Here is a 21,988-nt window from a genome sequence, read left to right as displayed (position 1 = left end):
GATAGCATATTTAGCCAAACCATTTAGTATAAATTAAAATTCCGTTTAATTGTTGTACAAATTGGCGAAGACTATAACTTATAAATGTAATGTTAAGTTTACAACCCCTTCATCAAATTGAAGGTCAACGTCAAACCCTAGCTTTTTAGCTAAACTGATCATGTTGCGATTTTCAGGCATAGTGATCGCGGTAAGCTTTTTAATTCCATGTGAGCGCGTATAGCTCAGCAGCTTGCTCATGAGTTGGTAACCAAGTGTTAATCCTTTCATATCCGATCTAACAAGAACAGCGAATTCAGCTTCTTGATTATCAGGATCCGCCATCGCACGTGTGACACCAATAATTTCAGGGTTTGAATCTTGATTTCTTACGGCGACAAACGCCATTTCGCGGTCATAATCTATTTGCGTCATATTGGCGAGATCATCATGAGTAAACTCACTAATTTCACTAAAGTATCGATAATAAAGATCTTCTTTAGTAACCTGCGCTATAAACGATTTTAGTATTGGCCTTAGTAAACAGCTGAGGTCATCTTTTAATGCGATCGTTTCTTCGAGTTCACTTGGATATGGTCGAATCGCTAATCTTGATTTTTGAATTTCGTGATCGGGAATTAAAGTCATTGAAACATCAAGCAAAGTAAATTCATCACCAGAAGCGAGCAAAGGATGGATATCAAGGCGTGCAATGTTTGGGCAATCAATGATTAGGTTGGAAACTCGTACCAGTAAGCTTGCTAAACCTGGAATATTTAAGGGGGCCAGCGCACTTCGCGCTTTGATTTTATACCCTTTAATCGCCTGAATGACCAGATATCGAGCCAGTGCCAAATTCAATGGAGGAAGGGCGACGGCGGCTTGGCTTTCTTGTTGCCACTCAATCCCCCCTTCACCTAGCATAATTAAAGGTCCAAAAACCGGATCGAGTTCAACGGCAATACGTAATTCTTGCGCTCCAGCACGGTTTGCCATACTTTGCACAAGCAAGCCGTCAATACGCGCATTTGGAAAGTTGGTTGATACACGTTCCATAATCGCTTTTGCCGCATCTCCGACTTCTTTGGCATTACGTAAGTAAAGCATAACTCCCTGAACTTCTGACTTGTGTACGATATCCGGTGAGCGGAGTTTTAAAGCAACGGGATAACCAATTTTTTCAGCTATTTTAATCGCTTCTTCACTTGAATGAGCTATCCATGTGGGTAAGCTATTTAGGCCATATGCCCGTAAAATGGGCTGAACTTCATGTGTATCTAAATGAAGTGTGTGATTTTGTAGGGCTTGCTGAATATAGGTATGCGCCTGTTGGGTATCAGCGGTGATTCCAATTGGCAGTGCCGGTGTTTCTTTTAACTGTTTTTGGTTACGGCGATACTCAACCATGTGCATATAGGCCGTTATTGCCCCTTCTGGTGTTCGATAGGTTGGGATACCGGCTTCACTAAAGAGGCGACGCGACGTTTGTGAAGAATATTCACCGCACCAGTTTGTCAGTATAGTTAGCCATTTACCCCTTGGATGCTGTTTGATCGTTTTTATCACTTTTTCAGCCATGGTTTTGCTGTCTGTTATCGCGCTAGGGGTATAAATCAACAATAGGGCATCATGATCATGGCTATCGAGCATTTTATTTAAAACATCGATGTAGCGATCAACGGTCGCATCATCACCTAAATCAATAGGATTTTGGGTTGATAGGTCAAGTGGCAGTAGCGAACTTAGTTCATTTTCCGTTTCTTGACTTAATGTCGCTAGCTTACCATTACGCTGTAATAGTTCATCTAGCGCCATTGCGGCAGGAGCTGCACCATTGCTGATAATGGACAAACGTTCCCCACGTAATGGCGTCATATAGCTCAATGTTTCTACAGCAGAAAACATTTCATGAGTATCTTGTACTCTCAGCAAGCCTGCTCGCTGAATAGCAGCATCGTAAGCTGCATCAAGGCTCGGTTTTTCTCCCAATAGCTGCTGGGCTTTACGGGTTCGGCCGCTTTTAATCACAAGGATTGGCTTATTCCGTGATGCGCTACGTGACGCAGACAGAAAACGACGAGCATCGCTGATACTTTCAAGGTAAAGCAGGATAGCACTGGTTTTACTGTCACGAGCCAGATAGTCTAGAAGATCGTCAATATCAATGTCGATGCTATCTCCCAGAGCAATAAAATAAGAGAAGCCAATATCACGATGGCGAGCCCAGTCTAATACCGTGTTAGACACGGCTGCGGATTGAGAAATAAATGCGAGTTTCCCCTTAAGAATGGGGATGGGGGAGAAACTTGCATTAAGCCCTTGCCATGGCGCTAAAATACCGAGGCTATTAGGGCCGAGTAAGCGCATTTGATATTGTTGGGCTATTTTTTTAAGTTCATTAAATTGAATCGATGGTGATGATAAAACGATAACGACATTACAGCCATATTCGCCTAGTTGCCTTAAGCAATCAGGATTTTTGGAATGATGAGTACAGATAACGGCAAGGTCGGGCTTTAAAGGAAGCTTATCAATCGAGGGATACGCGAGTACCCCAAGTATAGAGCTTCGATTAGGATTGACAGGGAGAATGGGTCCCTTAAAACCATTAGTTAATAAGTTTTTCATCATTACCGAACCTGCACGATTCGGATTCTCAGAAGCACCAATCACCGCGATTGATTTCGGTCTAAATAACGATTCTAACTGACTCAGTAAACCCATGGCTGATAACCTTTTGCTTTAGTGAGCGAAAACATCCTCAACGAATATAGAGATGCCAACTAATACTATGCTGTATTGGGTTATTAGTGCCAGTTTATCCTGATTATTTAATGGAATAATCTAATGACGTTCACGTTTTAAATCAGCCGCAATCTTCAAATTACATATTTGTTAATGAACCTAAAACAGTGTGAATGGTTTTTTCTACTCACAATGAGTTAAGCTTTTTTCTGCTTGTAGCTGTTTAGCGAGCGGATGATGAGGTTTGCCTTCTAAATATTTATCTCTAAATAAGCTGAAATGTTTAAAAAGCTGTTCGGAAGCCGGGGTGTCACCAGCCAATTCTAAGAGGGTAGCTGCAACTTCTGCGGTGCAATGTTGGTCTTCTTTTGATGGGGTGCGTAACAGGTAATCAGTACGTATTTTAGTGTTGATCGACAGCACGGGAATGTTATCGAAATAAGGGCTTTTACGAAACATTTTACGGGCTTCAGGCCATGTACCATCTAATAAAATAAATAAGGCCGGTTTATCCGAAATTGTCGGTTGATTAACGACGGTTCTGCCATTTTGGGCATAACTTTCTGGGAAAATAATATAAGGCTGCCGTGTTGGATCTTGAATGGCAGCGAGTAATTGAGGGGCAGGATCCGTTCTTGACCACTGAAAAGCCAGCGTATTGGGTAAAATATCTGCAATTAGTTTTCCGGTATTACTTGGCTTGAATACTTCGCCATCATACATGACTAAACAGAATTGACTTTTGGCTTGAGTTGGAGCGATATCTTGACACAGACATTGAGGGATAGGTAGCAAGCAGTATTGACAGCGCTTAACCCGACACCCTCGCGCCTTAAAAGGTTTTGTTGAAGTCGCTAAACGTTCTTGGCGTAATGTATAAACGGCATTTTTAGTCATGTTGGGCGTTGGTTTTCGATATCGATAAAACAAAGCGCGTATTGTACGTAAATCTGTTGCATGACGATAGCAGTATATTCGCGATCTTTTAGATGCAATAATAGTGGGAATCAGTGGCGTAGCTCGGTAACATCATGTAATCTTCGCGCCATAGCTTTGTAGGGGATAGCAATGAACGACTCGAATGATTTTAATGGTAAGAATGGCAAAGTAAAAGTGATGTATGTCCGTAGCGAAGGCCAAGATGACGGCAATAGCAAAGGTAAGCGTCAACAGGATAATAAGCGATCTCATGATAAAAGAGACGGGCGTCGTCATGATCGTACGGGTCGCTCCGATGATAGAAGAGGTCAGCCACCTCGTGAACGTTCGGCTTGGCGCACAGTATCGAAGCCAAACAGTGATGAGCTGATGAATGATCATGGTGGTATTTCTGGCAAAAGCCAAATCGATCCTGAGCAATTGCGCAAGCAACGTTTAGAAGAAACGCGTATTTATGGCGAAAACGCGTGTCAGGCCATGTTTAAGAACCGCCCAGATGCCATCGTGCGAGCTTGGTTCTTGCAGTCAGTGACTCCACGCTTTCGTGATGCGTTAAAATGGATGGCGGCAAACCGTAAAGCTTACCACGTGGTGGATGATGAAGAGCTAACCAAAGCATCGGGGACTGAACATCATGGTGGTGTCTGTTTCATCATTAAAAAACGTGGTGGTATGGATGCTAAAACCTATTTGCAACAAGCACCAGCGAAAGATTGTGTGCTCGCGCTTGAAGATGTGGGTAACCCACATAACTTAGGTGGCATTATGCGTAGCTGCGCCCATTTTGGTGTACAAGGTGTCATTCTACAAGATGCTGGCATGCTGGAGTCGGGAGCGGCGATCCGTACAGCAGAAGGTGGGGCCGAGCATATCAAAGCAATTGATGCTGATGGACTTAGCAATACACTGAACCATTTCCGTCAAGCCGGTTATACCATTGTGACGACATCCAGCCATAAAGGTAGTCAAGATATTGCGAAAGCACAGCTCCCTGAAAAAATGGTTTTAGTGTTAGGGCAAGAACGTGATGGCCTAAGTGACAGTGTATGGAACGAAGGTGATATGAGTCTGTGCATTGGTGGTACAGGTAAAGTTGAAAGTTTGAATGTGTCAGTTGCGACAGGTGTGATGCTGGCGCAATGGTGGCAGCAAAATAAAGCCAAATAATCACGCGCATTTATGATATAGCTGCATATAAACAGTTTTTAACTGACTGGTTATATGCAGTATTTTTATGGCAAAACGACTTTTCTGTCTCAGGGCGTTTAACATCATACCCGTCAAGAAGGCCAATGCTTGTGTTTATCTAAATTCTTCACGAGACAAGCCGCCAATGCCAATATACGGCTACCTGTTATGTTGGGCTTCAAAGATAACGCCAATTCACGCAATCTTGTTGCTCTATTAGTGTAATCTCGAAATTAGCGTCAGCAGGTGAATGCATAACGCTAACATACTGTACTAAAGAGAACTAATAACTATACAGCAAGTGAGATAGAAAGTAGGTCGTTAGCCAATAAAGCAGCGCATGCTCACGATGATATTTCTTGGCCGAGCGAATCGGGTATTAGACGCCGCAGAAAGAATCGCGCAATTTGCTCTAAATGAAGGCATTAACCATTAAGATCCTGTCATCCAAGTCAAAGGAATAACGAGGATCTTAATTCATCATTAATGGGCGCCACCGCCACCTTTAGAACCTGCACCAAATGGCGGTTTGGCAAACCAAACAATTACCATGAGTAAAATAAAGATCCCTGCTGATAACCAAAAAATTTCATTTGCCGATAGGATCAGCCCTTGGTCTGTGATTGTTTTCGCTAAATAAGCGGCACTCTGCTGTTCATTCATGCCCATTTGCGCCAATTCACTATACATATGCTGAGCATTTGGATTATAGGGGTTGATAAATTCTGTCAGATTCTCATGGTGCATGGCTTCACGTTGTGTCCACATCGTGGTGGTGATCGATGTGCCTATCGCGCCGGCTAACGTACGTGTAAAGTTGGATAAACTCGATGCCGACGCCATTTTTTCAGGGGGTAGCCCTGATAACGTAATGGTTGTTAAAGGCATGAAGAAACACGCGATTGCGAGCCCTTGTACGAATTGTGGCCATGCTGCCGCGGCAAATCCCATATCAGGCTCAAACGTATAGGCTCGCCAGTAGTAACAAACAGCATAAATAATAAAGCTGAACGTAACGATATAGCGCATATCAATCCGATTACCAAAACGACCAATGATTGGCGTGATCAGTAAAGGTAAGAGACCGACAGGGGCTGAGGCAAGCCCCGCCCATGTTGCGGTATAGCCATAGACTTCCTGCAATAATTGAGGCAGTAGTACGATGGTGCCGAAATAGAGCATATAAGCGAGACTGAGTGATAAGCAACCGATCGTAAAGTTCCGCTCTTTAAAGAGTGAAAGGTCAATGACTGGATGGTCATCAGTCAGCTCCCAAACAATTAAGAACGAAATGGCAACGACAGCAACGATAGTAAGAACAATAATTTCAGTAGAGTTAAACCAATCCAGTTCTTTTCCTTGGTCTAACATAATTTGCAGAGCACCAATTCCAACCACTAATAGCACTAAGCCAATAGTATCAATAGGTTGAATAGAAATTTTTGTTTCACGACCTTTTAGTGTCTGCATGATGGCAAAAATAATTGCAATACTAAAGGGGACGTTGATAAAGAATATCCAACCCCAATGGTAATTATCGCTAATATAACCGCCAAGTATTGGCCCACAAATGGGGGCAATCACGATGGTCATTGACCACAATGCTAACGCCATATTACGTTTTGCTGGTGGATAGTTATTAAGCAATAAACTTTGTGATAAAGGAATGAGGGGGCCAGCGACAAGCCCTTGTAATACACGAAATAAAATAAGCATCTCTAAGCTACCAGAGATGCCGCATAACCATGAAGTAAGAGCAAAGAGACCCGTAGACCATAAAAATAATCGTACTTCACCAATTCTACGAGCAAGCCATCCCGTTATCGGGATTGAGATTGCATTGGCCACGCCAAATGAGGTAATGACCCAAGTCCCCTGAGAGTTCGAGGCGCCGAGATTACCCGCGATTGTAGGGATGGCAACGTTCGCAATCGTTGAGTCCAAAACTTGCATAAAGGTGGCGAGCGAGAGGGCTATCGTCATCCATGCAAGTTTAGATCCTGTTAAAGGCGCATTTGTCACAATTACACCTCAGATTATTTGTTGCCTGAGTTACTATTAATAATATCAGTAACTATTTTGTCCGCAGGAGACATATCAATCGCCAGTGCAGAGGTATGGTAGGCCGGAGCATCACGCAGACCTTTTGAAAGCACTTTGCCATCTTTATTAAGCGTATCTACGGTCACTTCTGTGGATAGACCAATACGTAATGGATATTGTTCCAATTGTGTTGGGTCTAATGCAATGCGTACCGGTAAACGTTGAACGACTTTAATCCAGTTTCCTGTCGCATTTTGAGCTGGCAGTAAAGAAAACGCGCTACCAGTTCCCATATCTAATCCAACAACAGTGCCGTTGAAAGTGATATTTTTGCCGTAGAAGTCCGTAGTGACTTTGGCAGGTTGACCAATGCGCATATCAGCCAATTGAGTTTCTTTAAAATTAGCATCGATCCACATTCCCTCAGAAGGTACGATAGCCATCAACGGTGTTGCGGTCGTGATTTGTGAGCCTACTTGTACGCTACGGCGTGAAACATAACCATCAACAGGGCTGACAATTTTTGTCCGCTGTAACGCCAACCATGTATTTCTCACCTCTGTGGCGGCAGCTTCGACGGCAGGTTGTTTGGCTAATGGGGTATCTAGGATGATGGCATTATTTGCATTCAATTGTTCAATGGCAACTTCAAGAGCGGCTTTGGCGCTCACAACAGCTTCTCGCGCGTGTTGCAATTCTTCCTTACCAATGAGATTACTGCTGCCAAGAACTTCACGACGTTTTAAATCATTTTGCAGTCGCACTAATTCAGAGCGTTTCATATCAATGTTCGCTTGATATTGACGGCTATTTACGATTTGTTGATGGGTTTGGCGAACACTGTTTGCGAGCGTTGTTTTCGCTTTTTCTAAAGCTAGCTGGGCATCTCTAGGATCGAGTTCAACTAAGATTGTGCCACTTTTCACATAATCTGTGTTATCGACGTTAACCGTCATAACACTCCCCGATATTTGTGACTGTATCTGGACTTGATTACCTGCTACGTAGGCATTATCAGTCGTTTCATAATGACGTAAGACGAAGAACCAGTAGATAGCCCAGCCAACACCCACGACAATAAAAAGGAAGGTGAGAAATAGTAAAGCATTTCTGCGTTTTCTTTTTTTATTAGGGTGTTGATTAGGGGTTGATTGAATTTCCTCATGGGCACTCATTCTGGTGTTCTCCGCTCATCGGCATTTTAGATCACGAATGTTCCCAGTAGTTAGCGCTAACCACTGGAAACTGAGACAACAACTGATATATTTGCTTGATGGGATATCTTAAGCACAAGATAGAAAGGATAGCGAAATCTTTCAGACAGAAAAGTCTTTTTTCGTCTTTTAGCTTATAAATGCCTCAAATACATTACCCACAAAATTATAGTGGTTAATAATTGCTATAATCTTTAACAGTATCTAGCTTAATTAGTAACTTACGCATCAATTTGTTGAGTTGTTGTTGCTCTTCTAGCTCTAATACAGACCAAATATCTTTTAAGGCAGTGTGCTGAGGCGGAAGTAACCCAGCTAAAAACTCAGAGCCTTTTTCAGTCAGGTGAAGATGTAAGCACCGGCGGTCATTGTGACTTTCCTTACGCTCAATCCAACCATTTTTTTCTAACTCATCAGCGATACGCGTTGCATTGGTTCGTGAAGAACCTAAAGCTGCACTTAGCTCAGAAGGTTGAATACTTCGAGAATCTTTTGTATCTAGGATCATTAACGCCATAAACAGTGTTTCGTTAATCCCTTGTGCCTTGAGCATATTGTTACGTGACTCAAGGAGTTTACCATGAACATGCATACAAAGACGCGTTAGGAGGATCTCCTGATAGGGAATAGGATTGTTATGCGAATTTTGCTGTGCGACACGAGCATTTAATAGCTCTTCTGTCGGAGTAAATGAACTTTCCATTATTTAGATACCTTATTAGTTTCAGTTGGTAAGATTACAACTGTCATCAACCATCTAAATGGTATATCAAAAGCTAAAATTAGCAATTGTAGTTAATTGATATCATCAAATTTATTTTGATAATGATACATAATTCATAAATTTTATGAATGTAATTTACTCGGTTTAGTATAGCGTAATTCTATCATTCTGCCTTTTAAATTAGTTTATAGGAGTAAAATAATCATTTTATTTTATTTTTAAGGCTGATAGTCACAGAGTAAAACAAAATAAAATCATGTAATTACGATCTAAACTACGGTTACATTCATTATTCAACAGGATTTGTAAACCTTTCATCTATCAGCTATATAAAATCAAGTGGAAACTAACTCATTGATCATCATACCATTGGGTAATAGTCATAATTAGAAACTAAATTGTAACTTTATATTGAGCGACATTTTTTGTTTAATTGTGTTATTTGATGATTTTTGCCTATGTAACTATTACAAAATAAAACCATCGGTAAAAATTTGTGATTGTGATGGGGAGGCGATAGAGAAAGATGAGGGGAGTAAATACGAGAGGAGTATTTCAATATATTACATTTACTGATGTTTGTGCTTTCAATTCGTTGAGAGCTCCTGAAGCGCAGTCACTCTCAACGAATACCTTTTATTCATCTGATGGGTATATGGCGGGATCGAAGCGCGATCCTATCGCCCAAATCACCAAACTAACGACAGATAATACTGCTCCGCATACCACAACCCCTTCCCAGCTGGCTTGTTCATAAGCATAGCCAGATAATAAAGAGCCAAGAGCACCACCAATAAAATAGCTGGTCATATAACCCGCGGTGATACGATTGCGCGCCTCGGGGAGGATGCGATACAAAGTACTTTGATTGGTGACATGAACCGCTTGAATGGCAAGATCCAGAATTAACACGCCTATAATAAAAGCAATCAGAGAGTCTTTGGCAAATCCAATGGGTATCCACGACAGAAATAAGAGAATCAATCCAATCGTCGTGACTCGCTTGCCTTTACCTTTATCCACCAAATGGCCCGCTTGTGAAGCCATCAACGCCCCAGCGGCACCAACTAAACCAAACAGTCCTATGGTGCCTTCTGAAAAACGAAATGGGGGGCTTGCAAGCAAGAAAGCCATTGCCGTCCAAAGTAGTGCGAAGTTGGCAAAAGACAAAGCACCCAATAGTGCGCGAACGGCTAACACTGGCGTTCCACAAAATAGGCGACCAATTGAAAGTAATAGCTGAAAATAATTGAGTTCTGTTTTTTGGTGATAACGTGGCAACTTAAATGAAAGCACAATAATCAAAATAATTAATAACCCAAAAGCGACCCAATAGATGGTTCGCCATCCACCGATCATTGCTACTGCCCCTGAAATAGTTCTGGCCAGTAATATTCCTAAGAGTAATCCACTCATGATAATGCCGACAGATTTTCCTCTTTGATGCGGTTTTGCCAGGGTTGCGGCCATGGGAATTAAAACTTGAGCGACAACAGAAAATAGCCCTGTAAGCGCAGTTCCTAAAAGTATTTGCCATACATTATTAGATAGCGCTGTAATGAGTAGGCCGATGGCAGACAAGGTGGTCATTACTAAAATGAGACGCTTGCGTTCAAAGATATCCCCTAGAGGCACTAAAAATAGTAAGCCAACGGCATAGCCTAACTGGGCGGCGGTGACAATAAAGCCTGCCATGTTGGTTGTCAGGTTAAACTGTGTTGCGATGGTTTCCAGAAGGGGTTGTGCGTAGTAGTTACTTGCCACGACAAGGCCTGTCGCAATGGCCATTAAGATAACTAAACCTGTCGTGAGTTCTGCTTGTGGTGCTTTATTCATTCATTATCTACTCATTATTCATAAGGTCACTACTATAAACAATTTTTAGCGATGTCATTGGAACATTTTATCAATTAATGAGCCGGTTTCAGGTGAGTGATGAGAATACGAGTCGATTAGCGTTAGCGAGTGTCATTTATTCATTAACGAAAAAAAGCCACCTAATGCGGTGGCTTAGAAGTCAGATTAGCGATTGAGACTATTTTTCAGCCGCTTTTCGCGCTTCCTCGACCCAACCATCAAAGGTGGATTGATGGGCTTTGATCCACGCATCTGTATGACGGCGGATGTCGGACTGTGAAGCTTCTCCGTTATGCATTCTTAAATTTTGAGCATTAATATCGGCAATAGGCAGTTTCATGATTTCAAATAGCTTAGCGGCTGCTGGGTTATCTTCTGCCCATTTTTTATTTGCCGCGATATGCATCGTATTTGGTGGGAAACCATAATTTTTACCATTCGGCAGTTTAGTCTCTGTTTTGTCATTATTAGGCATCGAAGAGAAAGGAACTTCTAGCCAAACAACATCACGACCGGGTTTGAGTACATCACTGATCCAATAAGGAGTCCATGTATAATAGAGAATAGGCTTGCCTTCTTTGTAGCGTGTGATGGTATCTGCCATCATGGCTGCATAGTTGCCTTGATTGTGTTCAACGGTTTTTTCTAAATCATACGCTTTTAAATGATTATTGATTGCGGCTTCACACCCCCAACCCGGATTACAACCAGTTAAATCCGCCTTATTATTGCCGTTAGTATCGAATAACTTGGCAATTTTAGGATCTTTTAGTTGCTCAATATTGGTGATGTTATATTTTTCAGCGGTTTTTTTATCGATTAGGTAGCCTTGAGCGGCATTAACCACATAATCACCTTGGCGATAAAAGGCTTTATCCCCACCGGCTGCATTATATTGAGCATCATGCAATGGCACCCAACTAACCGCCAAATAGGTTGCATCACCATTCGCAATTGATGCATAGGCGACGTTATAGTCAACCTCTTTAATGGGTTCGACTTCATAACCTAGTTTTTCCAGTGCTTTTGCTACCAGCAATGTTTGAAACGTTTCCTCGCTAATCGTACTTTGAACTGGCGTGACTTTTATTCCTTTACCAGGCAGATCTTCTGCATTAGCGAGTGGAACGGCAAGTAAGGTCGTCAGGGCTGTTGCCAATATCATCGGTTTTTTCATTATTGATACCTCTGTTTGTCGTTTTGGCTTGCCTTTGCAAGCGACGAGCCGCATTGACGGCTCTATCGTGAATAGGGAATTAAAAATTAATTCGATTTTTTACTAAATGGTCGGGTGATTAGGCCTATTGGGCCGTGTTGGTACCAGCGAGTAGACTGTTTGTTACGCGATTTTTGACCTAGGGATTGCGTTAATCGGTCAAGGACGATAGCCAGTACAACAATGCCGACACCTCCGACAGAAGCCAATCCCATATCAAGGCGACCAATACCGCGTAGTACCATTTGTCCTAAGCCACCGACGGCAATCATCGATGCAATAACAACCATCGAAAGCGCCAACATCAAGGTTTGGTTTACCCCGGCCATGATGGTCGGCATTGCCAAAGGGAGTTGGACTTTAAACAGCAATTGGCTAGGACTTGCACCGAAAGATTCCGCCGCTTCAATTAGGTCAGCAGGAACTTGTTTAATGCCTAAGATGGTGAGGCGGATAATCGGAGGCAAAGCAAAGATGATTGTGACGACAACGCCCGGGACGTTACCAATACCAAAAAGCATAACAATAGGTACTAAGTAAACGAAGGCTGGGGTTGTTTGCATGGCATCGAGTATTGGCCTAACAACGCTGGCGGCTTTGTCACTACGCGCCAACCAAATCCCGAGTGGTAGCCCAATGATCAAACAAAAGAAGAGAGAGGTGAGTACTAAAGAAAGCGTCACCATAGCCTCAGACCAAGCGCCGATAGCACCGATCACAATCATCGATATCAGCGTTGCAACTCCCATCATACGGCCTGACAGTTGCCATGCTATTAATGCAAATAAGATAATCGCTACGGGCGAAGGTAGGGAGGTTAAAAATTGTTCAAAACCACTGAGGATGAAATCAATTGGAATACGGATACCCTGAAAAACAGGGCGAAAATGTAATACGATCCAATCAATTGCTTCAGTAACCCAAGAATCAAGAGGGATCAGTGTCTGCTGGAAAGGATCCATGATATTGAAATGTTCAGGCACAATACTGTCAGCTGGTGCGGCATCAAGCCAATCACTCCCCCCTGTGTCAGCCGGTGTAGACGTATCTGTGGCATTTCCCCAAGGATCGCTATCCGTTGAGGCCTGATTGTCTGAGCTCATTGCCCATGGATCACTTTCTGTATTGGTTTCTGTTGTCCCCTCTTGCTTTGAGGTTTCATCGACCTGCGCATCTGCCCATGGGTCTTGATGGTCATTTTTATGCTCTTGTGTGTTATTGCTCATTTGATGTCTCCTTATCCAGTGCCTGTAGCAGCATTCCTTTTGAGATCACACCAAGATAGCGGTTTTTCTCATTGATCACAGGAACAGCACAGGGAGCTTGCGCAACCGTTGAAATCACCTCGTTGAGAGGTGTATCACCTTGGATTGGCTCGATACTGGTGATGACAGCAGCTTCAATACCTTGTTTCTGTTGTAATGCTTTTTCTAATGACTCGATAGAAACGACCCCTGCAAAGGTATGGCCTCGTGAAAGTAGATAGCCATATTGACGGTCGTCGTCATTAAGCACTTTGAGGGCTGAGCGAGGACCAAAACCTGGCGCGATGTGTAGTAATGCATCGGCTCTTCTGCGGGCAATATCTTTGGCACTAAAGACTTGGCTAATATCGACACCACGGAAGAAGGTTTTGACGTAATCATTAGCGGGATTATTTAATATTTCGTCTGGTGTACCTGTTTGAACGATAACGCCGCCTTGCATAATGGCGATCCGATCACCGATACGCATCGCTTCGTCAAGGTCGTGAGAAATAAACACAATAGTGCGTTGCTTGTCGCCCTGAAGAGAGAGTAGCTCGTCTTGCATTTCAGTTCGAATCAAAGGATCAAGCGCTGAAAAAGCTTCATCCATCAACAAAATATCTGGGTCATTTGCTAGCGCTCGAGCTAGACCGATACGTTGCCTCATCCCACCGGATAATTCATCGGGATAAGAATAAGCCCATTTTTCAAGGTTGACTTGGTGGAGGGCATCCATCGCTTTTTTATGGCGCTCTTCTTTAGGGATACCAGAAAGCGTCATACCGAAAGCGGTATTATCAATGACATTCATATGGGGCATTAATGCAAAGGATTGGAAAACCATACTAATTTTTGTTCTTCTGACCTGACGTAAGGCCTTGTCAGAGATATTAGAGATATCTTCTCCGTCAATCAGTACTTGCCCGCTGGTGGGTTCGATCAGTCGATTGAGTAAACGTACTAATGTTGACTTTCCTGATCCTGAAAGTCCCATAACAACAAAGATTTCACCTTCTTCAATGGCTAAATTGGCATTTTGAACACCCACGGTTTGGCCCGTTTTTTCAAAGATGTCATCTTTGTCCATTCCCGATTCTAAAAGTTTGAACGCGTGATCCGGATGTTCCCCAAAAATTTTATATAAGTTTTTAACTTCTAATTTTATTGGCATACAGTGATTACCCATTTTTCAATTAATAAATGACTCAAAGCTGGTATCGAATTGAAGCTGATTTTTATAGGGCGACTCAAAATTCGAATTAACGCTTTAGACTATTGGTTGAAAATATTAAGGGTAGATATTCCTATTATTTTAAAAGTGAATTTAATAATTATGGCTTAATTTGAATGACTCCATTTTAAATTATTAGAAAAATAAACAAGCAATATAACCTAGCATAATAAATTGTGCTGACAACCCTAGGTTAAGGACTATTAATCAAAAAATAGCGAGTTATTTAGCGATTAAATTGAGTAAAGTGGTACTTTTATTCGTTTCAATATATAAATACCCTGAATTCAGATATACATGTTAACTTTATGTTGTGTTTGAAGTTATTTTGTTTTTAAAACAGAATTTGAAGTAATAATGAAAAAGAAAAAGTGTTTATTTTAACGCTTAGGTCTTTTTGAAAATAAAAATAGAAATAATTTAAAAATAAACGCTGAATGATTAGTATTATTTATCAATTCTTTCGTGTAACTATCTTTATTGAAGAAATGTTATTTGATATGGCTATAAAAAATGAATTATTTAACAGGAAAGCATGTTAATTTCGAAGTGATTTGAGTGTTTTTTGAACCAAAAACTATCTATCAAAATAAAGTCCATATTATTCAGCTAGATAGTTTTTTTGTTGTTTATAAAGGGATGGGTTAACTAAATTGATTGATTAGAAGTCCCAATCATCATCTTCTGTACTTACCGCTTTACCAATCACATATGAAGAACCAGAACCAGAAAAGAAATCGTGATTTTCATTAGCATCGGGTGAGAGTGCCGACAATATAGCCGGGCTTACATCAGTCACTATATCGGGAAATAATGCCTCATAACCTAAATTCATTAAGGCTTTATTGGCATTATAATGGAGGAATTTTTTCACATCTTCCGTCCATCCTACGGAGTCATATAATTCTTGCGTATAATTCACTTCATTTTCATATAAATCAAAAAGTAATGAAAAGGTAAACTCTTTAATTTCTGCTTGAGTTTTTTCATCATAATTGAATAATGATTTTTGAAATTTATAGCCTATATAATAGCCATGAATTGCCTCATCACGGATAATCAATCGGATGAGATCGGCAGTATTGGTTAATTTACCTCGACTGGACCAATACATGGGTAAATAGAAGCCAGAATAGAATAAGAATGACTCTAAAAATACACTGGCCACTTTTTTCTTTAATGGATGAGTATCACAATAATAAGATAAGATAATCTTGGCTTTATTTTGTAACGCAGAGTTTTCTTCACTCCAGCGATAGGCATCATCCACATCGGTGGTAGAACACAGCGTTGAAAAAATAGAGCTATAGGAGCGAGCATGTACCGCTTCCATAAAACTGATATTTGACAGAACGGCTTCTTCATGTGGCGTAAGGGCGTCGGGCATTAAACTTGGCGCACCCACGGTATTTTGAATCGTGTCGAGTAGTGTAAGCCCAGTAAAAACTCTAATTGTGAGTTGTTGCTCGGCAGCCGTTAGCGTATTCCACGAAGGAATATCATTCGATAAAGGAATTTTTTCTGGTAACCAAAAATTGGTGGTTAAACGATTCCAGACTTCAAGGTCTTTATCATCTTCTATGCGATTCCAGTTAATCGCTTTAACGGTAGCAGATGAAATTTGCGTAGTCATACTGATTTTCCTTTTAAAGCGTACATGAAACACAACCATCAATTTCTGTGCCTTCTAAGGCCGTTTGGCGAAGCCGAATGTAGTACAGTGTTTTTATCCCTTTACGCCAGGCATAAATTTGCGCTCGATTAATATCTCGCGTGGTCGCGTCATCTTTAAAAAATAAAGTGAGAGATAACCCCTGATCGACATGCTGAGTGGCAACCGCATAGGTATCGATGATTTTTTCAGGTCCAATTTGGTAAGCATCTTGATAATATTCAAGATTATCATTGTTCATAAAAGGCGCAGGATAATAGACACGTCCAATTTTGCCTTCTTTACGGATTTCAATTCGAGCAACAATTGGATGAATGCTCGATGTTGAGTTATTAATGTAAGAGATGGACCCTGTTGGAGGGATGGCTTGTAGATTTTGGTTATAAATACCGTGTTCCATCACGGATTGCTTAAGTGATTGCCAATCCTCTTGAGTTGGAATTTCGATGCCCGAACGTCGGAATAATTCCTGAACGGTTTGTGTTTTTGCTAACCAACTTTGGTTGATATATTTATCGAAATAGCGACCATTCGCATAATCTGAATCTTCAAAGCCTTTGAAAGCCTCTTTACGCTCAATCGCTAATTGGTTCGATATTCTTAGTGCATGATAGGTGATGGTATAAAAATAGATATTGGTAAAGTCGAGCGCTTCTTCTGAGCCATAATGAATTCGCTCTCTTGCGAGATAGCCGTGTAAGTTCATTTGCCCAAGGCCGATTGCATGCGATTGATGATTGCCTTGTTCGATTGAAGGCACTGAACGGATATAGCTCATATCAGAAACGGCGGTTAATGCTCTAATTGCTATGTCTATGGAGTGGGCAAAATTAGGGGAGTCCATCATTTTAGCAATATTCATGGAGCCTAAGTTACAACTGATATCTTTTCCAATTTCTCGATAGCTTAAATCGTCTTCATAGATGCTAGGGCGATTAACTTGCAGAATTTCTGAACACAGATTGCTCATATTAATACGGCCAGCGATGGGATTAGCACGATTGGCGGTATCTTCAAATAAAATATACGGATAGCCAGATTCAAACTGTATCTCGGCGAGCGTTTGGAAGAATTCGCGAGCATTAATTTTATATTTTTTGATGGCTTTATTATTCACCATCTCATGATATTTGTCAGTCACACTGATTTCTGACATCGGGACCCCATACTCTCGCTCAATATCATAAGGCGAGAATAGATACATCTCTTTGTTTTCTTTGGCTAACTGAAAGGTAATGTCAGGAATGACGACGCCTAATGATAATGTTTTAATGCGAATTTTTTCATCCGCGTTTTCTCTTTTAGTATCGAGAAAACGCATTATATCAGGGTGGTGGGCATGTAAATACACGGCCCCCGCGCCTTGTCGGGCACCTAATTGATTGGCATATGAAAAGGCATCCTCCAACATTTTCATGACAGGAACGACGCCAGATGACTGATTTTCAATAAGTTTTATTGGTGCTCCTTGCTCACGCAAATTGGTCATCAGAAAAGCGACGCCGCCGCCACGTTTGGATAATTGAAGAGCCGAGTTAACGGAGCGACCAATAGATTCCATATTGTCTTCAATGCGCAGTAAAAAACAGGAAACCAGTTCTCCACGCTGCTTTTTTCCGCAATTCAAGAACGTCGGGGTTGCCGGTTGAAAGCGTCCGCTAATGATTTCATCAACCAAAGAGCTTGCTAGTGCCTGATTTCCCTGTGCAAGGGTGAGGGCGACCATACATACACGATCTTCATAACGCTCAAGATAACGTTTGCCATCGAACGTTTTTAAGGTATAGCTTGTATAGTATTTGAACGCACCTAAAAAGGTTTGAAAACGAAACTTGTGTGCATAGGCTTGCTTAAAAAGCGTTTTAATAAAGGCAAAGTCATATTGCTCAAGGAGTTGTGGCTCGTAATAGTTTTCGTTAACTAAAAAGTCGAGTTTTTCTTTTAAATCATGAAAGAAAACGGTGTTTTGGTTTACATGTTGGCGAAAATAATGATGCGCGGCTTCGCGATCTTTTTCAAACTGGATTTCGCCTGCACTGTTGTACAAGTTCAGCATGGCATTAAGTGCATGATAATCAACAGTGGCTTTAGTTTTGGTATTTTCCATTGACTTGCTCTAATGATGTTTTTGTTGCCAAAAAGCGTTTAGTCCATCACGGACACGTTGTACATCGCGCTCCGTGCCTAATAATTCAAATCGATACAAATAGGGGACTTGGCACTTGCTCGCGATGATATCGCCAGCAATGGCATAGGCCTCGCCAAAATTCGTATTACCCGCCGCGATAACTCCTCGAATGAGCTGCCGATTTGATTCAATATTAAGAAAACGGATCACTTCTTTTGGTACCGCTCCTCGGCTTCCGCCACCACCATAAGTCGGTAGCAAGAGGACAAATGGTGTCGTCGCAATAATGTCGCATTGCTGTCCACCGATAGGTAAGCGGGTTGCTGGAAGGCCAACTTTTTCGACAAAGCGATGGCAATTACCTGAGTGGCTCGAAAAGTAGATCAGTGATTCCGTTTGCATAACCCTCTCCTAAGCTGAAAGGCGGCTGATTATGTCAGGACGAAAACCAGACCAATGTTCTTGATCTGCCACGACAACAGGAACTTGTTGATAACCTAACTGGCGAACAAACTGTAAGGCTTCATCATCTTGAGTGAGATCGACCACTTGATACGGAATACTTTTACGGTCTAAGGCTTGGTAAGTCGCATTACATTGCACGCAGTCGGGTTTACTATAAATTGTAATAACAGCCATATTGAGTACCTTTAAGTGTATTGAAGACTATCAGTAGTGTGATGATTAGTATTTAAAGACTATATATAGATCTAATTTTTTTCAACCACACAATATATAGTGGATTGGCAATATTGAATGATAATTATTCTAATTATTGGCTAGGTGATTATTTATGTTGAGGAATTAAATTTTGAGGTTTTGAATAGTTCTGTTATCAAGACTAAGAAAAAATATCATTGCCAAGTAGAAATAATACAGTTTATAACTGTATATACGATCAGATAATGGCATTCTCTTAAGGGGATATTATGTATCATCAATATTTGGCGACACCGGAAAAATTTCCTAAGCCTTGGGTACAAATTACGGCAGATGATGAAGGGGTGACAAGTATCTATTTTGTTGAACAAAAGAGTCATCCTGAGCACAAGAATGAACATTCTCAATTATGTGCAAAAGAACTTGAAGAATATTTTAACCACAAGCGGAAAGTGTTCACCGTAAAATTAAATCCACAAGGAACTGAATTTCAAAAAAAAGTATGGGGTCATCTCTGTAGTATTCCTTTTGGGGAACGCTGGAGCTATAAAGACCTCGCACTGAAATTGGGGTCGGTGAACTATTGCCGAGCAGTCGGTATGGCGAATTCACGTAATCCAATTTCTTTGATTGTTCCTTGCCATCGTGTGTTAGGACATGATGGCAAGCTAGTCGGTTATACTGGTGGTTTAGACATTAAAGGCTGGTTATTAGAGCATGAAAAGTAATATGCTAAATAGTCGGCTAACAGTAATATTATTATTCGGATTAATTGCTATTATAAAGAATAATTCATGCTAAATTAGAAATTTATCCTGATAAATAATATTTTTTTATGCTTTTTGTCAATTTTCGTGATCTAGGTTGTAGACAAGTAAGTTGTATATCTGTTGTACTGAGCTTGACACTGATGGTGTGTCTATTTCTATTTTAAAGGTAATAATTTGATGTCTAAAGTTAAAGGTAACGTTAAGTGGTTCAACGAGTCTAAAGGTTTCGGTTTTATCACTCCAGAAGATGGCAGCAAAGATGTGTTTGTTCACTTTTCTGCTATTGCGAGCGAAGGTTTCAAAACCCTAGCAGAAGGTCAGAAAGTTGAATTTGAAATCACTGAAGGCGCTAAAGGCCCATCTGCTGTAAACGTTGTCTCTCTGTAATTTCAACAAATAGAAACGAACAGCCTCTAAACTCGCTCCAGTTTAACTGGAGCGAGTTTTATTTTGCATGGGGTTTATGGATTGTTTATAGCTATTCATCTGTCTCAGGGATGTGTTAATGAGGCTGGCGACAGATTCAAGCATTGATGGTTAGATATAAAATGAAAAGCCTCGAAAATCGAGGCCTTAGAGAGATGATGACACGTTTTGCGATTATTTAACCTCTTCGCCTTTTGCTTGTAGATCGGCGTGATAAGACGAGCGTACAAATGGGCCACAGGCTGCGTGTGTAAAGCCCATCGCCAGTGCCTCTTCTTTCATTTCATCAAATTCAGCAGGGCTGACATAACGTTTAACGGGGAGGTGATGACGGCTTGGCTGTAAATACTGACCGAGTGTCAACATGGTGACTCCATGGCGACGCAGATCACGCATCACTTCAATAATCTCTTCGTTAGTTTCACCTAATCCAACCATCAAGCCTGATTTAGTTGGAATGTCGGGGTGTGCTTCTTTAAATCTTTCAAGTAACTTTAAAGACCATTCATAGTTAGCACCCGGGCGAACTTGGCGATAGATACGTGGTACGTTTTCAAGATTATGGTTAAAAACATCGGGTGGTGTGGCCGTGAGAATGTCTAATGCACGGTCCATTCTTCCTCTAAAATCGGGAACCAATGTTTCAATTTTTATTGATGGGTTTTTTTCACGGATAGCGCTAATGCAATCAGCAAAATGCTGAGCACCGCCATCACGTAAATCATCACGGTCAACGGAGGTGATGACGACATAACGTAACCCCATATCTTTGATCGTTTGAGCTAATTTAACGGGTTCATTAGCATCTGGTGCATTCGGACGACCATGAGCAACATCGCAGAATGGGCAACGGCGTGTGCAGATTGCACCAAGGATCATAAAAGTTGCAGTGCCGTGGTTAAAGCATTCAGATAGGTTAGGGCAGGATGCCTCTTCACAAACGGAGTGAAGACCATTTTTGCGCATGGCCGCTTTGATCCCTTGAATGCGAGTAGAATCGGCTGGCAACCTAATTTTCATCCAATCAGGTTTACGTAGAATTTCTTCACGCTCAGTGACAACGTTTTTGACAGGGATCAGCGCCATTTTATCGGCGTCACGATATTTAATTCCGCGTTCTATCTGAATTGGTTTACTCATAATTATACCGGTTCCAGTTATCTTTTTGAGTCATTGGATAAGTCGATTATTAGAAATGTAAAGTATGGGAGCCGTTACTTATCCATTAAAATTTTTTTTAAAAATGTTAAAAAATTATAGCATCATTATTGAACAATATGAAATCCCAGTGTGTCACAGAACTGTTCAATTAGCACGGGTTGAACATCTTGTAATGTCACATTAGGTATGAAATCACGTACTTGGGTCATTTTCAATTGAGCGTAGCCACAGGGGTTAATGCGATTAAAAGGTTCAAGATCCATATTGATGTTCAGTGCGAGTCCATGAAAAGAGCAGCCTTTTCGTATACGTAATCCTAAAGAACAGATTTTATCACTATTGACATAGACTCCCGGTGCATCAGGGCGCGGGTAAGCGTCGATGTGATAATGAGCGAGCGTCTTGACGACTGTATTTTCGAGTGCGGTCACCAAATCGCGTACGCCTAATTTGTTACGCTTAAGGTCAAGCATGACATACATGACCTGTTGCCCCGGTCCATGATAGGTCACTTGACCCCCTCTATCACTTTGGATGACGGGAATATCACCCGGCGCGAGAACATGCTCTGCTTTACCGGCTTGGCCTTGAGTAAAGACACGCGGGTGCTCGACAAGCCATAGCTCATCTGGAGTGTCTTTGTCGCGGTTTTCAGTGAACTGGTGCATCGCATCAGAAACGCTTTGATAAGGGGCAAGCCCTAATTGACGTACAATAATAGTTCGTGCTGACAATGTTTTAACATCCACATTAGAAATGTGCGAGTAGTATAACGCTGGTCGCGGGTT

General features: G+C 41.4%; 18 protein-coding genes. 3 read left to right on the top strand and 15 right to left on the bottom strand.

Features of this window, described 5'->3' with window-relative positions:
• Positions 1–78: 78 nt before the first annotated feature.
• Entirely contained in the window at positions 79–2,703 is a 2,625-nt protein-coding gene (locus O7C57_RS15505; RefSeq protein ID WP_269723309.1) for a bifunctional acetate--CoA ligase family protein/GNAT family N-acetyltransferase, read from the bottom strand.
• Between the two features lie 204 nt (positions 2,704–2,907).
• A complete protein-coding gene (locus tag O7C57_RS15500; protein ID WP_154624426.1) occupies positions 2,908–3,621 on the bottom strand; it encodes a tRNA-uridine aminocarboxypropyltransferase in 714 nt (237 codons plus the stop codon).
• Between the two features lie 171 nt (positions 3,622–3,792).
• Between O7C57_RS15500 and O7C57_RS15495 the strand changes: the two genes are divergently transcribed.
• On the top strand, positions 3,793–4,830 hold the full coding sequence (locus tag O7C57_RS15495) for a tRNA/rRNA methyltransferase (RefSeq protein ID WP_269723308.1): 1,038 nt from the start codon (positions 3,793–3,795) through the stop codon (positions 4,828–4,830).
• A 504-nt stretch (positions 4,831–5,334) separates the two neighbouring features.
• Here the strand turns inward: O7C57_RS15495 and emrB are convergent.
• The 11 genes from emrB to nrdH form a co-directional block, all read right to left on the bottom strand.
• Complete coding sequence (emrB, locus tag O7C57_RS15490; protein ID WP_231131859.1) at positions 5,335–6,834, bottom strand: multidrug efflux MFS transporter permease subunit EmrB; 1,500 nt, start codon at positions 6,832–6,834, stop codon at positions 5,335–5,337.
• A gap of 53 nt (positions 6,835–6,887) precedes the next feature.
• A complete protein-coding gene (emrA, locus tag O7C57_RS15485) occupies positions 6,888–8,069 on the bottom strand; it encodes a multidrug efflux MFS transporter periplasmic adaptor subunit EmrA (protein ID WP_163862820.1) in 1,182 nt (393 codons plus the stop codon).
• Between the two features lie 214 nt (positions 8,070–8,283).
• Entirely contained in the window at positions 8,284–8,811 is a 528-nt protein-coding gene (mprA, locus tag O7C57_RS15480; protein ID WP_154624423.1) for a transcriptional repressor MprA, read from the bottom strand.
• Positions 8,812–9,468: 657 nt separating this feature from the next.
• A complete protein-coding gene (locus O7C57_RS15475; RefSeq protein ID WP_154624422.1) occupies positions 9,469–10,668 on the bottom strand; it encodes an MFS transporter in 1,200 nt (399 codons plus the stop codon).
• A gap of 199 nt (positions 10,669–10,867) precedes the next feature.
• The gene (gene proX, locus O7C57_RS15470) at positions 10,868–11,866 is read right to left on the bottom strand and encodes a glycine betaine/L-proline ABC transporter substrate-binding protein ProX (protein WP_154624421.1); all 999 of its coding nucleotides are present in this window, start codon (positions 11,864–11,866) and stop codon (positions 10,868–10,870) included.
• An 86-nt stretch (positions 11,867–11,952) separates the two neighbouring features.
• A complete protein-coding gene (gene proW, locus O7C57_RS15465; protein ID WP_154624420.1) occupies positions 11,953–13,131 on the bottom strand; it encodes a glycine betaine/L-proline ABC transporter permease ProW in 1,179 nt (392 codons plus the stop codon).
• On the bottom strand, positions 13,121–14,323 hold the full coding sequence (proV, locus tag O7C57_RS15460) for a glycine betaine/L-proline ABC transporter ATP-binding protein ProV (protein WP_154635681.1): 1,203 nt from the start codon (positions 14,321–14,323) through the stop codon (positions 13,121–13,123). The genes proW and proV overlap by 11 nt, the downstream gene beginning before the upstream one ends.
• 721 nt (positions 14,324–15,044) lie before the next feature.
• On the bottom strand, positions 15,045–16,016 hold the full coding sequence (nrdF, locus tag O7C57_RS15455) for a class 1b ribonucleoside-diphosphate reductase subunit beta (RefSeq protein WP_154622607.1): 972 nt from the start codon (positions 16,014–16,016) through the stop codon (positions 15,045–15,047).
• A gap of 13 nt (positions 16,017–16,029) precedes the next feature.
• Positions 16,030–18,162 (bottom strand): class 1b ribonucleoside-diphosphate reductase subunit alpha, encoded by a 2,133-nt coding sequence (gene nrdE / locus O7C57_RS15450; RefSeq protein WP_154622608.1) that lies wholly within the window; start codon positions 18,160–18,162, stop codon positions 16,030–16,032.
• Between the two features lie 9 nt (positions 18,163–18,171).
• On the bottom strand, positions 18,172–18,585 hold the full coding sequence (gene nrdI, locus O7C57_RS15445; protein ID WP_154622609.1) for a class Ib ribonucleoside-diphosphate reductase assembly flavoprotein NrdI: 414 nt from the start codon (positions 18,583–18,585) through the stop codon (positions 18,172–18,174).
• 9 nt (positions 18,586–18,594) lie between these two features.
• Complete coding sequence (gene nrdH, locus O7C57_RS15440) at positions 18,595–18,822, bottom strand: glutaredoxin-like protein NrdH (RefSeq protein WP_154622610.1); 228 nt, start codon at positions 18,820–18,822, stop codon at positions 18,595–18,597.
• Positions 18,823–19,112: 290 nt separating this feature from the next.
• Between nrdH and O7C57_RS15435 the strand changes: the two genes are divergently transcribed.
• Positions 19,113–19,571 (top strand): methylated-DNA--[protein]-cysteine S-methyltransferase, encoded by a 459-nt coding sequence (locus tag O7C57_RS15435; protein ID WP_154622611.1) that lies wholly within the window; start codon positions 19,113–19,115, stop codon positions 19,569–19,571.
• Positions 19,572–19,790: 219 nt separating this feature from the next.
• Entirely contained in the window at positions 19,791–20,000 is a 210-nt protein-coding gene (gene cspE / locus O7C57_RS15430; protein ID WP_014657708.1) for a transcription antiterminator/RNA stability regulator CspE, read from the top strand.
• Between the two features lie 213 nt (positions 20,001–20,213).
• Here the strand turns inward: cspE and lipA are convergent, their stop codons facing one another.
• Together lipA and lipB are read right to left on the bottom strand one after the other, a co-directional pair.
• Positions 20,214–21,179 (bottom strand): lipoyl synthase, encoded by a 966-nt coding sequence (lipA, locus tag O7C57_RS15425; protein WP_154622612.1) that lies wholly within the window; start codon positions 21,177–21,179, stop codon positions 20,214–20,216.
• A 125-nt stretch (positions 21,180–21,304) separates the two neighbouring features.
• Positions 21,305–21,868 (bottom strand): lipoyl(octanoyl) transferase LipB, encoded by a 564-nt coding sequence (lipB, locus tag O7C57_RS15420; RefSeq protein ID WP_375097500.1) that lies wholly within the window; start codon positions 21,866–21,868, stop codon positions 21,305–21,307.
• Between the last annotated feature and the right edge of the window lie 120 nt (positions 21,869–21,988).

This window comes from Providencia sp. 21OH12SH02B-Prov, assembly GCF_027362595.1.
In the GTDB taxonomy this organism is placed as follows: domain Bacteria; phylum Pseudomonadota; class Gammaproteobacteria; order Enterobacterales; family Enterobacteriaceae; genus Providencia; species Providencia zhejiangensis.
Note: the sequence above shows the minus strand (reverse complement) of the source record. Positions and strands in the feature narration are given on the sequence as shown.

What these genes read in the sequence shown, in the direction of transcription:
- O7C57_RS15505 (WP_269723309.1), bottom strand. Translation starts at nt 2,703, where the DNA reads ATGGGTTTACTGAGTCAGTTAGAATCGTTATTTAGACCGAAATCAATC.
- O7C57_RS15500 (WP_154624426.1), bottom strand. Translation starts at nt 3,621, where the DNA reads ATGACTAAAAATGCCGTTTATACATTACGCCAAGAACGTTTAGCGACT.
- O7C57_RS15495 (WP_269723308.1), top strand. Translation starts at nt 3,793, where the DNA reads ATGAACGACTCGAATGATTTTAATGGTAAGAATGGCAAAGTAAAAGTG.
- emrB (WP_231131859.1), bottom strand. Translation starts at nt 6,834, where the DNA reads ATGACGATAGCCCTCTCGCTCGCCACCTTTATGCAAGTTTTGGACTCA.
- emrA (WP_163862820.1), bottom strand. Translation starts at nt 8,069, where the DNA reads ATGAGTGCCCATGAGGAAATTCAATCAACCCCTAATCAACACCCTAAT.
- mprA (WP_154624423.1), bottom strand. Translation starts at nt 8,811, where the DNA reads ATGGAAAGTTCATTTACTCCGACAGAAGAGCTATTAAATGCTCGTGTC.
- O7C57_RS15475 (WP_154624422.1), bottom strand. Translation starts at nt 10,668, where the DNA reads ATGAATAAAGCACCACAAGCAGAACTCACGACAGGTTTAGTTATCTTA.
- proX (WP_154624421.1), bottom strand. Translation starts at nt 11,866, where the DNA reads ATGAAAAAACCGATGATATTGGCAACAGCCCTGACGACCTTACTTGCC.
- proW (WP_154624420.1), bottom strand. Translation starts at nt 13,131, where the DNA reads ATGAGCAATAACACACAAGAGCATAAAAATGACCATCAAGACCCATGG.
- proV (WP_154635681.1), bottom strand. Translation starts at nt 14,323, where the DNA reads ATGCCAATAAAATTAGAAGTTAAAAACTTATATAAAATTTTTGGGGAA.
- nrdF (WP_154622607.1), bottom strand. Translation starts at nt 16,016, where the DNA reads ATGACTACGCAAATTTCATCTGCTACCGTTAAAGCGATTAACTGGAAT.
- nrdE (WP_154622608.1), bottom strand. Translation starts at nt 18,162, where the DNA reads ATGGAAAATACCAAAACTAAAGCCACTGTTGATTATCATGCACTTAAT.
- nrdI (WP_154622609.1), bottom strand. Translation starts at nt 18,585, where the DNA reads ATGCAAACGGAATCACTGATCTACTTTTCGAGCCACTCAGGTAATTGC.
- nrdH (WP_154622610.1), bottom strand. Translation starts at nt 18,822, where the DNA reads ATGGCTGTTATTACAATTTATAGTAAACCCGACTGCGTGCAATGTAAT.
- O7C57_RS15435 (WP_154622611.1), top strand. Translation starts at nt 19,113, where the DNA reads ATGTATCATCAATATTTGGCGACACCGGAAAAATTTCCTAAGCCTTGG.
- cspE (WP_014657708.1), top strand. Translation starts at nt 19,791, where the DNA reads ATGTCTAAAGTTAAAGGTAACGTTAAGTGGTTCAACGAGTCTAAAGGT.
- lipA (WP_154622612.1), bottom strand. Translation starts at nt 21,179, where the DNA reads ATGAGTAAACCAATTCAGATAGAACGCGGAATTAAATATCGTGACGCC.
- lipB (WP_375097500.1), bottom strand. Translation starts at nt 21,868, where the DNA reads ATGCACCAGTTCACTGAAAACCGCGACAAAGACACTCCAGATGAGCTA.